Here is a 12,943-nt window from a genome sequence, read left to right as displayed (position 1 = left end):
AACGTCTTGTTGAATGATGGGGTTTGCTTCCCAATGCGTTTCTGATATATAATACAAAAAAAGGAGGAATACGTCGTGCAAGATGATTGGTATAATAATTTTTTAAAGGAATGTGAAGGAATATCGATGAACGAGGTTTGTCCTCATTGCGGGCGCAAGGCATTAGTTCGGGTTGCTGATCTTGATTATGTTTTTACCTGTTCAGCTTGTGGTCATACCTTTGAATTTGATGGCCGTTATGCGGATGAACTTGATTATCTGATTGCCAGAAAGCAATAAAGCAGAAGCTGTTTAGCCTCTGCTTTACTTTTTATTATAGTGGTTATCCTTTGTGTTATATTTATCTGTATCTAGCATATTTTCGCTCTTGGCGACAATCACACTGGTTGCTGAATCACCAACAACATTTAATGAGGTAACCAACATTTCAATCGGTCGGTTAATTGCCAGTATTAAACTATAAGCCAATAATGCCGGATCGTTTGTATAGCCCATGGCAGTCAGGATCGTGAATAGGATTACAGCACCTGCTCCCGGTGCAGCCGGTGTGCCCACAGATGCAATTAAAGCCAGTACAGCGATTAAAGCAATATTGCCGAAAGTTACTTGATAACCAGCGCTTGCGGCAATGAAGATAGCAGCAATTACCTGCATGATGGCAGTACCGTTCATATTAACAGTCATGCCTAATGGCAGTACAAATGATGCAATTTCTTCATTAACACCTAATTCTTCAGTTGTCGTCTTAGTATTTAATGGCAGAGTTGCTGCACTTGATGAGGTTGAGAAACCAAACAGCGCTACTTTTGAAATCTTGCCGATAAATTTTTTAGCACTTAAACCAGTTGTCAGTCTTACAATAATACCATAAGCTACAAACAAGAACAGTAGGAGACAAATAATCGTTGTTACGACGTAAGTTAAAGCCGGTTTTAAGTGATCGATGCCGTAAATCGCAAAGGTTCTGGTAATCAGCACGAAGATTGCTGCCGGTCCAAAATTATTAACAACATAACTCAGGAATACTACAACGATGTCATTGATTTCCTGACACAGCTTTTTAAACACGGTAACCTTGTCACCTAGCTTAAGGATTGCCAGACCAAACACAACTGCCAGAACAACAATTGATAAGACACGGCCGTTATTTGAGAATACATCGAAGATATTATTAGGAACTGCCTGAATGAAAATCAGCAGCGGATTGCTTCCCGCCTTACCGGCAGCCGCCGTTAATTCGCCAACTTCACCTACACTGAAGCCGCCTAAATGATAAACAGCAAAGCCTACCGCTCCTGCGAACAGCAGCGCGATGAATGAAGTAATCAAGAACCATTTGATTGTTTTAAATGAGATTCTGCCTAATTTCTTCGCGTCTGACATATCGCAGATTGCCAGCGTGATGGAAGTAAATACCATCGGGATAATGATCAGCTGCAAAGCATTGATGAAAATCTGCCCTAAGATATAGAAAATACCAATTGCATTTGTTGCGCCTTCCGCTGTGATATCCTGAAACAGCAGATTATTAATGAATGTCCAGGTAGATGCCTGTCCGGAGCTTATTAATGATTCACGCAGGAAGATGCAGCCAGCGCCGCAAAGCAGTCCAATCGCTAATGCAATGGCCATCTTCATGGCTAATTTTGATCCTTGATTCTTTGTCATATGTGTCCTCCTCGTATAAAAAAGATCCTACCATTAAAGTTAGCAGGATCTTGAGCCTCATACGAAAAAAACAATGAATTTCAATCCCCTTCATAACCTCTCTGGATTATTTTAAAGGTTCTTTTTAAACCTGATTTAGTATAAATCATGAAAGCAGGTGCTGTCAACGATTATTCACGATTTCTTTTATGTAAGCTATTACAGTTTCTAAATAACCATAAATTTATAAATAATACTTAAATAATAGATAAAGAGGGGTGAATTGCTTCACTCCTCATATTACTTAATGATTTTGCTGTTTTTTGTGGAAGATGCATAAGGCAGCAAAGCCTGCCGCAATGATTGCTATACCGATATACGGCTGTTTCAGAATAGTCATCAATACCATGACATCTAGGCAATCATGGCCAACTCCTGCCGCGCCATAAGCCGCGTAGTCAAAAATCGTAAACAGGAAGGCAGAGCCGACGATTAACAAGAAGCCATAAATCAAACCTGCAATGACAGCTCCGCGGCTGCCGCCTTGTGCGTTGCCATAAATACCAGCAACTCCACCGGTAAAGAACGCGCCGATAATAGATACCAAAGGTACTACGCCAAAGAGGGCAGAACTTACAACCATACCGAGTATCATGCCGATAACCGCTGTGACAAAGCCAATCATTAAGCTGTTTGGCGCAAATGCGAACAATGCGGGAACATCAAGTGCTGGTATAGCACCTGGTACAATTTTATCAGAAATACCCTTAAAGGCAGGTACCAGCTCACCTAAGAACATCCGCACACCTTGCAGCAGAACCATGATGCCGGCAGTGAACCCGAGAGCTTTCAAAATGCCATAAATAATATAATTTGTTTCACCAGCATAAGGAGCAACCGCTTCCGGGCCGGCCATAATAACGACTAACAGATAGAATACACCCATAACGATGGATACCGACATAGAAGTATCTTTAAAGAATTCCAGTGATTCAGGTAATTTAATATCTTCAGCATTTTTTGATTTATCACCCAGCAGACCGCCGATATAACCAGCTGGCACAGTACCAAGCGTTGTCAGATGGGCAATCGCAAAATTATCATTACCGGTAACCTTACGCACCATCGGCTGTCCGATTGCCGGGAAGATAACCATCAGCATTCCCTGCAGAATACTGCCTATCACAACAATCATCGTCTCATTGAAACCACCGATATACAGACTGCCAGCGACTGCCACAGATAAGATCCACATCATATGGCCAGTCAGGAAGATATATTTTAACGGGCTGAAACGGGCAATTAAGACATTGACCACAAAGCCGATGCCCATAATCAAGGCGCTTGTAGTCGCAATAATCGGAACTGCGCTTTGCATCGCACCCACTACGGCTTCTGATGAAGTTGCGAAGCCCTGAAGATTGAATACGGCCGAGAATAAATCAACAAACGGCAGAATTTCCGTAACAATCAAACTTGAGCCAGCGGATAAAACCAGCATACCGATGGCTGTTTTTACTGAACCGGAGAATACTTCACCAGCGCTTTTCTTCTGCAGCAGCAAACCAATCAGCGCAACTAATCCAAGGATTATTGCCGGTGTCTGAAAAATATTGAGAATAAAATCTAACATAAGTCAAAACCCCTTTCTTTAATGTTCATGACTGTCAAGATATGCTTTAAGCTTCCCCTTAACCTCTTCAACATCCATAATGTTATTGACATACACAACATTATCTTGATCCGCAAAATGCTTACGGAAGCTTTCCGTGGTTATGATTAAATCACAGGGCTTACCCTTTACGGTTCCCATATCCCAATGTTCAATCTTACACTTAACGCCAAGCTGATTCATAGCAGTATCTGCAGTCATTTTCAAAATCAAGCTTGAACCTACACCTAAACCGCATACGGTAATAATTTTTAACATTTTCTTGCTCCCTTCTATAAGCAATCAATTAAATCATGATAATGCTTAATATGCTCAGCATTGATAGCATCACCCCGATCCAGATTCGAGCTGACATAGGTTGGCGGTACATACCCTTGTTCAGCACATAATTCAATGACCCGCGCCGTTATACAATCCATCACCAGCATACCAAGTATCGTTGACGTACCCGTGAATTTATCAGGCACGTTCGGCATGGAAAGACACGCGTCGCCAAGCTCACATTTCAAATCAATTACCACATCCGCGATATCCTTCAGATTCTTGCCTGATGAATGACGGGAACTGACCTGATCAGAAAATGCCTTTGATGTCAGCGCGATAACCTTCATGCCGATTTCCTTAGCGGTAAGCGCCATATCAATGACACCGGCATTGCGGCCAGAGATGGAAACGATAATCATCGTATCGTCACCGCTGACATTTTCCAGCTTCAAATACTCGCCCGCGAAGCCCTCGACCCGCTCCTGAATCGTACTTAGCTTCGCTTTGGGAAATAATGCGAGATGCGGTATCAGCAAGGCATTTACCGGAACAAGTCCGCCAGCCCGATAAAATACCTCCATGGCAAACATTTGGGAATGACCGCAGCCAAATACATGAATCAGACGTTTTTTCATCACTGAAGCCGCGCCATAACGGGCTGCCTGTTCAATCTGTTCCCTTTCATCATAAAATTGATGCTTCATCTGATCCATTACAATGTCATAGAATTCCTCATGCTTCATTTTTGTTTCCTCCTAGTATTTTTTCAACATTGCCGCAATTTCTGCTTTCAATCCATGATTTCTGATCAAATTGATAAATTCCGTATCCTGAAGCAGTGAAGCAAGACTCATAATCATTGCCATATGTGAATCTGAGTCAACAGCCCCAAAACCGAACGCACAATCTATCTCTTGATTCTCAAAATCATCAAATACGATTTTATGCTTGAATGTTACCAGTGACAGACATGCCTCCTTTACATCTGAACCTGGCTTGCCATGAAAGAAAGCAACTCCTTCCACCAGAATCATATAGGGACCATATGTCTCAATAACATCAATCATCGTCTGTATAAATGCTTCATTCACCTTGCCCTGATTGGCCAGCAATTCACCGCAGAGCCGCACTGCATCCCGCCAATCCTTTGCATCCGCATCTGTCAAAATTAAATCTTCAGTAAGTATATCTTTTATCATAAGTGTCCTCCTATTGGTTATGACATCATTACCAGTTACATTATTTTTTTTCTGAGATATCAATCAGACATCTCAGAAATTAAGATACTAATTTAATTGTAAATTCAAACGAATCTCCCTTTGAAACAATCGTAGAATAACAGGCTATTTTATCATTGGAATAGCTGGTACGCTTAACCAGCAGACCATACTGCTTCTTCGGACAGCTCAGCAGTTTGCATTCACGCGTATTTAACTCACATGCCTTAAAGGTTTCTATTGCTTTATTAAATACAATATGATAGTCCTCTTCTAAGGTTTTATATAACCCTCGCTTCGCAAAATCCAAATCAAGCAGGAATTCAAATCCCTGATAAGGAAAATAGGCTTTTTCAACCATGATTGCGACATTCTCGGCACAGCGCAGACGCTCGATATAAATTACATCATCATTTTCATTAATACCAAGATGATAGGCAATCTTCGGTTCAGCTTTGATTTTTTCCCGGGTTACGATCTTGGTTGAGGATATTTTACCCTGCTTTTCCATTTCTTTTGAAAAGCTGTAAACATTTCCTAAATTCTGTACGATACTCTTACCGAGAATAAACGTACCTTTGCCTTGAATTTTTTCTAATTTACCCTGTCTTACCAATTCATCAATTGCTGAACGGACCGTTATTCTTGAAACGTTGTACTGCTTACATAAATCTCTTTCAGAAGGAATCGGCTGTCCTTTTTTTAAAGTACCGTCATTAATCTGTTCCTCAATACTTTCAGCCAACTGACAGTACAAGGGGATTTTGTTATAGTTGCTGTTCATGACTTTCCTCCTAAATTCAGTTTAACTGGTTATGACCAGTTTGTCAACAACTTTTTTGTAAACGATTCCATTAATTTAATGATGAATGATTCTCATGCCCTACGCATTATCAATAAATTGTATAGAAAAAGAGAGCCATTGACTCTCTTATGCGTTTTGAAGTGCCTGAAGGATAGCATCTGTGAATTCACTTGTTGACGCGCTGCCGCCAAGATCCTGAGTTAAAACATCACCCTGAATCAATACGCGGTTGATGGCTGCGCGTACCTTTTCCCCCTCATCATGATAGCCCAAATAATCCAACATCATGCAGGCGGATAATAAGAGTGCGGTTGGATTGGCCAGATTCTTACCGGCAATGTCCGGTGCTGATCCGTGAACAGCTTCAAACATCGCGTATTCATCACCTAAATTTGCGCTTGGCAAGAGGCCCAGCCCGCCGATTAAACCGCTTGCTAAATCTGAAGTGATATCTCCATAAAGATTCGGCATAACCAATACATCAAACTTCTCAGGATGCATGACCATCTGCATGCAGACATTATCAACGATGTAGCTGTTTGCCTCTACATCCGGAAATTCTTCTTTGATTTCATTAAACACCTTTAGGAACAAACCGTCGCTTAGCTTTAAAATATTAGCCTTATGCACACAGCTGACGCGCTGGCGGTGATGCTCTTTGGCATACTCAAAAGCCGAGCGGATAATTCGCTCACTGCAGCGGCGAGTGATGATTTTAGTTGCGTGAACGGTGTTTTCATCAATTTGCTTTTCTACACCGACATATAAATCTTCCGTATTCTCTCTGAAAATAACCATGTCTACATTAGCAAACGGCGTCTTAACATTAGGCAGACTTTTTGCCGGACGAATATTGGCATAAAGATCATATTTCTCACGCAGCTGCACATTACAGCTTCGAAACCCCTTGCCGATCGGGGTTGTTATCGGTGCCTTTAAAATCACCTTGTTGCGTTCAATGGATTCAAAAGCGGCCGCCGGTATCAATGCGCCATGACGCTCATATTCTGCTGCACCAACCTCAAAAGGTTCAAATTCAAGCGGCAGATTTAATGTGTTAATAATCCTTACTACCTGATCACAGATTTCCGGACCGATGCCGTCACCCTTAAACAATGTTACTTTTTTCATTCTATCGCTCCTCAATTTTAACAAATTTTTTTGTATCCCCAACATATTTCGTTGCCGGCCGGACAATCTTATCACAATAACATTTATCCTCAATATTATGTGCCAGCCAGCCGACGATCCGGGCGGTCACAAACAGCAGACTGACAAGCTCCTGGGGAATATTCAGCATACTGTAAACAAAGCCGCTGTAAAAATCAATATTGCTGGAAACACTCTTGCCCTTGCGCTCTTTAATACACTGTTTCGCAATTTCTTCAAACCGCTTATAGAAATCAAACTGTTCAATCATCTGTTTTTCTTCAGCAAGCATATAAGCCTTTTCTTTCAAGATTTCAGAACGCGGATCACTCAATGTATAAACAGCATGACCGATACCGTAGATCAAGCCGCTGTGATCAAAGAAATCTTTATCCAGCAGCCGCTCAACAATACCTCTGATTGCGGCATCATCTGCTTGATAGCCAATCTCATCAATGACCGCACTCATCATCTGGCAGACCGCCAAACTGGCACCGCCGTGACGCGGCCCCTTTAATGAACCAATACTGCCGCTGATTGCTGAATAGATATCTGTGCCGGTTGATGAGATAACGACATTGGTAAAGGTTGAGTTATTGCCGCCGCCATGATCGGTATGCAGGATCAGCATGCAGTCAAGCACCCGCACCTCGGTATCCGTATACTGCATATCACTGCGGATCAGCCGCAGAATGCTTTCTGAAATCGTACAATGCGGATCAATTTGATGGATGATCAGACTTTCATCATCAAAATTATGCCGTTTTGCCTGATAGGAATAAGAAATGATAGCCGGCATTTTGGCTATAATATTTAAGCCCTGGAACAGCGTATTCATCGCCGTTGTATCATCACTGTTTTCATCATAACCATACAGCATTAAAATCGCCTGCTGAACCTTATTCATCAGATTCTTGCCCGGCATCCGTAAGATATTCAGTTCTAAAAAGTCCTTCGGCAGTGCGTAATGACTTTGCAGATAGCTCATGAAAAGCGCTAATTCTGAAGCATTGGGCAGTTTGCCAAAAAGAATCAGAAAAGCGACTTCTTCAAAAGCATGATGCTCACTGAAATCCAAGCCGTCAATCAGATCCTTAATCTCATAACCCCGGTAATATAAACGGCCGATATCATCGACCTTCTCACCGTTAACCCGTTTATAGCCCACAACATCAGCAATCTTTGTCAAACCGACCAATACACCGGTACTATCCTCATTGCGCAGCCCTTTTTTTACTTCATAGGTTTTGTATAAGCCATTTTCAATGGCATTGTCATTGACTGACTGTTTAAATATTTCTGCTAGTTCACGATTCATTTCCACACCACTTTCTAAGTTTTCACATTTCTTTCATTATATTACATTTAGAGTTTCAATTCAATACCAATCATGCTATAATGAGTTTTGAAAAAGAGGAGAAATGAGAAGATGAATACAGTAAGTGAAAAAATCATAGCCAGACATCTGGTATCCGGAGAAATGAAAAAAGGTGCCCCAATCACGATTCGCATCGATCAGACACTGACTCAGGATGCTACTGGTACAATGGCTTATCTGCAGCTGGAAAGCATCGGTATTGATCGGGTTAAAACGGAGCTTTCAGTCAGCTATGTTGATCATAATACATTACAGAGCGGTTTTGAAAACGCCGATGATCATCAGTATCTGCAAAGTGTCGCAAATCGTTACGGCATCATATTTTCAAGACCTGGCAACGGTATCTGCCATCAGGTGCATCTTGAACGTTTTGCCAGACCAGGCAAGACGCTGCTGGGTTCGGATTCTCATACACCGACAGCCGGCGGTATGGGTGCCTTAGCCATTGGTGCGGGCGGTTTAGATGTAGCGGCAGCGATGGCCGGCAGACCCTTTGCTTTAACTATGCCTGAAATTATCGGCATCCGCCTCAGCGGTAAGCTTCAGCACGGCGTGGCTGCCAAAGACATCATCTTAAAAGTCCTGCAGCTATTAAGCGTTAAGGGCGGTGTCGGCAAAATCATTGAATACTTTGGTGACGGCGTGCTTACCTTAAGCGTACCGCAGCGGGCTACTATAACGAATATGGGTGCTGAATTAGGCGCTACAACCTCCATTTTTCCAAGTGATGAGCGTACCTTGGAATTTTTGAAGAAACAGCAGCGTGAAGATGAATTTGAAGAAATCAAAGCTGATCAGGATGCCAGCTATGATCAAATTATTGAGCTTAATCTTGATGAATTAGAACCGATGATCGCCTTGCCGCACTCACCGGATAATGTGGTTACCGTCGCTTCGGTAGCAGGCCGGCCGATCCAGCAGGTCGCAATCGGCTCTTGTACTAATTCCTCTTATCTTGATTTATGCACTGTAGCCAATATTGTACGCAATAAAACCATCGCGCCAAATGTCAGCTGTTCCCTCTCACCAGGTTCAAAGCAGGTATTAAGCATGCTGGCGGAAAACAATAAGCTGACCGATATTATTAAAAGCGGTATCCGTCTATTAGAAAGCACATGCGGACCATGTATCGGCATGGGTCAATCACCGGCAAGCAATGCTTGGTCACTGAGAACGTTTAACCGCAATTTCTATGGCCGCAGTGGTACTTTGAGCGCCAGTGTCGCTTTGGTATCATGTGAAACCGCCATTGCCAGTGCAATCACGGGTGTTATTACCGATCCGCGCACCATGGATTATGAGCCTGCTTTAGATTTACCTTATTACACAATTGATGACCGCTCACTGATTCAGCCGCAGTGTGATCCAAATGCGGAAATCATCCGCGGTCCAAATATCAAAGCCCTGCCGAAAAATGAAGCACTGCCCGATCATATCAGTAAAAAAGTTATGATAAAAGTGGGTGACAACATTACTACGGATGACATCATGCCGGCCGGCGCTAAAGTGCTTCCTTACCGCAGCAACATTGAAAAAATCTCTGAATTCTGCTTCATGAATCAAAAAGCAGCCTTCCATGATGACTGTATTAAAGAGCATGGCGGCTTTATCATTGCCGGCAGTAACTATGGACAAGGCTCCAGCCGTGAACATGCCGCATTAGCGCCGATGTATCTTGGTATCAAGGCAGTGATTGCGAAAAGCTTTGCCCGTATTCATCAGGCCAATCTATATAATTTTGGTATTCTGCCATGTCTGTTTAAAAATGAAGCTGACTATGACATGATCGATGAAATGGATGAATTAGAATTTAAAAATCTGCATACGATTCAAGGTGACACAACACTTGTGGTCATGAACAAAACCAAAGGCCGCAGCTTTATGGTTTACCTGCCATGTACCGCCCAGCAGGCTGAATTCCTTCTAAAAGGCGGCTTGCTGAATACATTAAAAGATTAAAATGCTAATTAACTGCCGAAAACGCGGCAGTTTTTTTATTTCATAGAAAAGGGCTGAAGCCGTCAGCTTCAACCCTTTCCATCTTTTAGGAACCGCATGATTTATAATGCTTAACACCAAATTGCCAAATCAGCACCGCCGGAATCAAAAACAGGCAGGCCAATAACGGCACCCCAATCAAAAATGTTTGATTGCTCTCGCCCATTAGATATAACAGCGGATAATATTGAATCAGCGCATAAGGGATGATATAGGTGCAGAATTGAAGAATGCGCTTGCCAAAAACAGCAATAGGATATTTCCCAAATTCGACTGCCCCGTTAGTAAACACATTAAAGATTTCCAATCCCTCAATCGTAAAGAAGCAAAAAGCCGCGGTAATGATGAAGATACCAATAAACAAACAGATACCGCCAATCATCATAAAAATCAGCGTCATGATCCTGCCGATACTCCATGCCACATTCGCACCGCTTAAGCCTACAGCCATTAGGATAACCGCTTGAATCAGACGGCCGATTCTGGTAAATTCAAAACGGCTGCCCATCACCTGAAGCATTGTATTTTGCGGTCTCAATAGAATGCGGTCAAATTTCCCGCTTTTTACTAACGAGGGAAAGTTATCAAAACCACGGCCCAGACATTCTGCCAGAGTGTACTGTAAAAGAACACTTGCTGTACAAAGCATGATCATTTCCATACTGTATCCTTTAATGCTCGTAAAGCGCTGAAGCAAAAATGCCGCGCCTAAGAAAGCACTGAAAGATACTATAAACTGACCCAGTGCCACTAATAAAAAGGAAAGCTTGTATTCCATCGCTGATTTTAATTCCATCAGAAAATATCGAAAAAATAGTTTCATACTAGCCACCCTGCACAACAACCCGCTTAAGCACCTGTTTAAGCAGCCATTTCCCTAAAGCTATCAATGCAATCGCCCAGAAAAGCTGAAGCAAAATGACATGGATAGCTTCCATATAGGCTAATTCACCGCCATAGATGCGCAAGGGCAAATCCTGCATCGAAGCAAAGGGCAAAAGCTCCGCAATCCTGCGCAGCGGTTCAGGAAAGAACATCAGCGGTATAACCGCACCCGATAAGAAATCTGCCACTGAAGATATCACTAACGTGATGCCATTGGGAGCCAAGAGGTAGAAGGTAATGGCATAAATCAGCATACAGCAGGCACTGATAATGATTAAAGCGGCTGCCATCGAAATGATAAATAAGCCAAATAGCTGCCAGTCAGCAGGCAGGCTCATTCGGAATCGCCCGGGTATCAGCATGGCAACTAATAAGATTGGAATAGCGCGCAGGCTGCATTTAGAAAGCCGTGAAGCACTGCATTTAGAAAACCACATTTCATATAGGTTAATTGGCCGGCATAGTTCATAGGCAACGCTGCCGTCACGGATTGATTCTAAAATATCACTGTCTAATACCCATAAAGCAAAAAAGGAAAGAAATGCCTGTTTAAGCCAAATATAATCAACCAAAGCCTGAAAATCCATCGGAAAGATTCCGATTCCTTCATCATAGAAAACACTGAAAACAATTAATTCAAGCGTACCCCAAATAAACTGTGTACCAACAGCTGCCCAAGCGGCTGTTTTATATTGCAGAAAATTAATAAAGCGGATTCTGAAGAAAGCAATATATTGTTTCATAGCTCACCTCTAAAGAATCTCAAACTGCCGGTAAAGCATAGCGACAATTTCATCAATACTTTTCTCGGCAATTGAAAACTCTTTAATATCCATCACCGCAGTAAGCTCCTTCATTACCGCCGCGCTGCTTGTAAGCCGGGTATCGATTTCTAATACGGCTGACATCAGCGGCAGCATGTCCTTTGTTTCGATTAAGCGGCAATGCTTGGGCACTGTCAGCTCACCCTGATAGAGAATAGTAATTTGTTTCTCATATGCATATTGCCGCTTTAATTCTTCAAGTGTGCCATCATACAGCAGTCTCCCCTTACCAATTAAAAGCACCCGCTGACAAAGCGCTTCAATATCCTGCATATCATGGGTTGTTAGAATGATCGTGGTTTCATTTTGCTGATTCAGTTTTAGGATAAACTCTCTCACAGCCAGCTTAGAAACAGCGTCAAGACCAATCGTCGGCTCATCAAGAAACAGAATAGTCGGCGCATGCAGCAAAGAGGCTGCCAGTTCACAGCGCATTCGCTGCCCCAATGAAAGCTGACGGGCAGGTATGTGAAGCAGCTCCTTAAGCTTTAACTGCTCGCTTAACTCATCAAGACGCTGTTTATAAGCTTGCTCATCAATTGAATAGATGTCTTTCAATAAGTTAAAAGAGTCAATAATTGAAACATCCCACCACAGCTGACTTCGCTGACCAAATACAACACCGATATCCTTAACATAATCCACTCGATCAAGCCATGGCACCTTGCCATTAATTGAAACCGTTCCCTCATCCGGTGTCAGAATACCGCTCATAATCTTGATGGTTGTAGATTTACCGGCACCGTTAGGGCCGATATACGCTACGATTTCCCCTTTCTTAATGTTGAATGAAATATCATCCAGCGCTTTGATAGTCATCGTTTCATGATGAAACAACGACTTAAAAGAAGCCATCATCCCCGATTGCTTCTTCACTACTTTAAATGATTTACTAAGATGCTCCACCTGTATCATGATACTTACCTCCTTAAGTACAGTTAGACCATCAGCGGACATGTCAGATAAATCTGTGTGCAATGATTATCGGCACAGCCATGTCTTGATACTTTGCATTCATATTACCAGACATGAATGATAATAAGTTGCTTATTATGGAATTTCACTATACTGCTAAACAAGTCCGATGTCAATGATAATTAAAAA

Annotated in this window: 13 protein-coding genes; 2 read left to right on the top strand and 11 right to left on the bottom strand. The window is 42.3% G+C overall.

What is annotated here, in order from left to right; genetic code table 11:
- Positions 1–75 precede the first annotated feature (75 nt).
- A complete protein-coding gene (locus DAHG_RS02915; RefSeq protein WP_022936821.1) occupies positions 76–279 on the top strand; it encodes a hypothetical protein in 204 nt (67 codons plus the stop codon).
- Positions 280–303: 24 nt separating this feature from the next.
- On the opposite strand, the gene DAHG_RS02910 is transcribed toward DAHG_RS02915, so the two are convergent.
- From DAHG_RS02910 to DAHG_RS02875, 8 genes are all read right to left on the bottom strand, one after another.
- Complete coding sequence (locus DAHG_RS02910) at positions 304–1,668, bottom strand: dicarboxylate/amino acid:cation symporter (RefSeq protein WP_022936820.1); 1,365 nt, start codon at positions 1,666–1,668, stop codon at positions 304–306.
- 283 nt (positions 1,669–1,951) lie between these two features.
- Positions 1,952–3,280, bottom strand: a complete 1,329-nt coding sequence (locus DAHG_RS18590; protein WP_022936819.1) for a PTS ascorbate transporter subunit IIC — start codon at positions 3,278–3,280, stop codon at positions 1,952–1,954.
- Between the two features lie 18 nt (positions 3,281–3,298).
- Positions 3,299–3,577 carry a PTS sugar transporter subunit IIB gene (locus DAHG_RS02900; RefSeq protein WP_022936818.1) on the bottom strand — a complete coding sequence of 93 codons (279 nt, stop codon included), beginning with the start codon at positions 3,575–3,577 and terminating at the stop codon, positions 3,299–3,301.
- Between the two features lie 14 nt (positions 3,578–3,591).
- A complete protein-coding gene (locus DAHG_RS18585) occupies positions 3,592–4,326 on the bottom strand; it encodes a sugar isomerase domain-containing protein (RefSeq protein WP_022936817.1) in 735 nt (244 codons plus the stop codon).
- A gap of 12 nt (positions 4,327–4,338) precedes the next feature.
- On the bottom strand, positions 4,339–4,782 hold the full coding sequence (locus tag DAHG_RS18580; protein WP_022936816.1) for a PTS sugar transporter subunit IIA: 444 nt from the start codon (positions 4,780–4,782) through the stop codon (positions 4,339–4,341).
- Between the two features lie 79 nt (positions 4,783–4,861).
- On the bottom strand, positions 4,862–5,584 hold the full coding sequence (locus DAHG_RS02885) for a GntR family transcriptional regulator (protein ID WP_022936815.1): 723 nt from the start codon (positions 5,582–5,584) through the stop codon (positions 4,862–4,864).
- Positions 5,585–5,731: 147 nt separating this feature from the next.
- On the bottom strand, positions 5,732–6,736 hold the full coding sequence (locus tag DAHG_RS02880; protein ID WP_022936814.1) for an isocitrate/isopropylmalate dehydrogenase family protein: 1,005 nt from the start codon (positions 6,734–6,736) through the stop codon (positions 5,732–5,734).
- A gap of 1 nt (position 6,737) precedes the next feature.
- Positions 6,738–8,072, bottom strand: coding sequence for a citrate synthase (locus tag DAHG_RS02875; protein WP_022936813.1), 1,335 nt, complete (start codon positions 8,070–8,072; stop codon positions 6,738–6,740).
- 111 nt (positions 8,073–8,183) lie between these two features.
- Between DAHG_RS02875 and DAHG_RS02870 the strand changes: the two genes are divergently transcribed.
- Complete coding sequence (locus DAHG_RS02870; RefSeq protein WP_022936812.1) at positions 8,184–10,091, top strand: aconitate hydratase; 1,908 nt, start codon at positions 8,184–8,186, stop codon at positions 10,089–10,091.
- Between the two features lie 85 nt (positions 10,092–10,176).
- Here the strand turns inward: DAHG_RS02870 and DAHG_RS02865 are convergent, their stop codons facing one another.
- From DAHG_RS02865 to DAHG_RS02855, 3 genes are read right to left on the bottom strand one after another with little or no spacing between them, the layout of a single operon-like run.
- Complete coding sequence (locus tag DAHG_RS02865) at positions 10,177–10,953, bottom strand: ABC transporter permease (RefSeq protein WP_022936811.1); 777 nt, start codon at positions 10,951–10,953, stop codon at positions 10,177–10,179.
- A gap of 1 nt (position 10,954) precedes the next feature.
- Positions 10,955–11,758 (bottom strand): ABC transporter permease, encoded by an 804-nt coding sequence (locus DAHG_RS02860; RefSeq protein ID WP_022936810.1) that lies wholly within the window; start codon positions 11,756–11,758, stop codon positions 10,955–10,957.
- 9 nt (positions 11,759–11,767) lie between these two features.
- The gene (locus DAHG_RS02855) at positions 11,768–12,754 is read right to left on the bottom strand and encodes an ABC transporter ATP-binding protein (RefSeq protein WP_022936809.1); all 987 of its coding nucleotides are present in this window, start codon (positions 12,752–12,754) and stop codon (positions 11,768–11,770) included.
- Positions 12,755–12,943: the final 189 nt, after the last annotated feature.

Origin of the sequence: Dielma fastidiosa, assembly GCF_000313565.1 — a bacterium.
GTDB lineage: Bacteria > Bacillota_I > Bacilli_A > Erysipelotrichales > Erysipelotrichaceae > Dielma > Dielma fastidiosa.
Note: the sequence above shows the minus strand (reverse complement) of the source record. Positions and strands in the feature narration are given on the sequence as shown.

Excerpts from the sequence above, each read along its gene's own strand:
- DAHG_RS02910 (WP_022936820.1), bottom strand. The coding sequence starts at position 1,668 with ATGACAAAGAATCAAGGATCAAAATTAGCCATGAAGATGGCCATTGCA.
- DAHG_RS18590 (WP_022936819.1), bottom strand. The coding sequence starts at position 3,280 with ATGTTAGATTTTATTCTCAATATTTTTCAGACACCGGCAATAATCCTT.
- DAHG_RS02900 (WP_022936818.1), bottom strand. The coding sequence starts at position 3,577 with ATGTTAAAAATTATTACCGTATGCGGTTTAGGTGTAGGTTCAAGCTTG.
- DAHG_RS18585 (WP_022936817.1), bottom strand. The coding sequence starts at position 4,326 with ATGAAGCATGAGGAATTCTATGACATTGTAATGGATCAGATGAAGCAT.
- DAHG_RS18580 (WP_022936816.1), bottom strand. The coding sequence starts at position 4,782 with ATGATAAAAGATATACTTACTGAAGATTTAATTTTGACAGATGCGGAT.
- DAHG_RS02885 (WP_022936815.1), bottom strand. The coding sequence starts at position 5,584 with ATGAACAGCAACTATAACAAAATCCCCTTGTACTGTCAGTTGGCTGAA.
- DAHG_RS02880 (WP_022936814.1), bottom strand. The coding sequence starts at position 6,736 with ATGAAAAAAGTAACATTGTTTAAGGGTGACGGCATCGGTCCGGAAATC.
- DAHG_RS02875 (WP_022936813.1), bottom strand. The coding sequence starts at position 8,072 with ATGAATCGTGAACTAGCAGAAATATTTAAACAGTCAGTCAATGACAAT.
- DAHG_RS02870 (WP_022936812.1), top strand. The coding sequence starts at position 8,184 with ATGAATACAGTAAGTGAAAAAATCATAGCCAGACATCTGGTATCCGGA.
- DAHG_RS02865 (WP_022936811.1), bottom strand. The coding sequence starts at position 10,953 with ATGAAACTATTTTTTCGATATTTTCTGATGGAATTAAAATCAGCGATG.
- DAHG_RS02860 (WP_022936810.1), bottom strand. The coding sequence starts at position 11,758 with ATGAAACAATATATTGCTTTCTTCAGAATCCGCTTTATTAATTTTCTG.
- DAHG_RS02855 (WP_022936809.1), bottom strand. The coding sequence starts at position 12,754 with ATGATACAGGTGGAGCATCTTAGTAAATCATTTAAAGTAGTGAAGAAG.